This is a genomic window from Microvirga arvi, from assembly GCF_016892765.1.
Taxonomy (GTDB): domain Bacteria; phylum Pseudomonadota; class Alphaproteobacteria; order Rhizobiales; family Beijerinckiaceae; genus Microvirga; species Microvirga arvi.
Map to the genome: position 1 here is coordinate 1 of NZ_JAFEMD010000229.1, position 571 is coordinate 571.

Genomic DNA, 571 nt, shown 5'->3' on the forward strand with positions numbered 1-571 from the left:
TGTTTGGTAGCGGAACGTTGTTGGGACCGGGTGCGTTGGGCGATTGAGGAATATACTTGGCGCTTCGATGGCTCGCGGCGCCCACCGCGTGCCTGGTGGAGGATCTGATGCTGTCCCTTCATCCACAAGCCCGCACCACCCCGGCGGTCCGTCAGGAGATCGCCCGCTCACACGAGCCCACCGGCGTGCTGGCCCAGCGCTTCAGCGTGAGCACCGAGACCGTCCGCAAGTGGCGCAAGCGCGGCGTGCAGGACTGCCAGGACCACAGCAGCCGGCCGCACAAGCTGCCCTGGAAAGCCACGGATGAGGAGCGGGCGATCGTCTGCGCCCTGCGGCAGGCCACCGGCTTTCCCCTCGACGATCTGACCTTCATCGTCACGCACTTCCTGCCGCATCTCAACCGCGATGCCGTCTACCGCATCCTCAAGGCGGAAGGCCTGGGCCGCCTGCCGCCGGCGCAGCAGCGCAAACGGGAGAGCGGCAGATTCAAGGACTACGATCTCGGCTTCGTGCACATGGACATCAAGCACCTGCCCAAGCTGCAGACCGCCAATGGTGAGAGCCGCAAACG

The 571-nt window shown here is 65.8% G+C and carries 1 protein-coding gene; it reads left to right on the forward strand.

From position 1 onward, the window contains the following. Window positions 1–107: 107 nt before the first annotated feature. On the forward strand, window positions 108–571 hold a 464-nt coding region (locus tag ILT44_RS30640), incomplete at its 3' end, for a transposase family protein (RefSeq protein ID WP_504739451.1).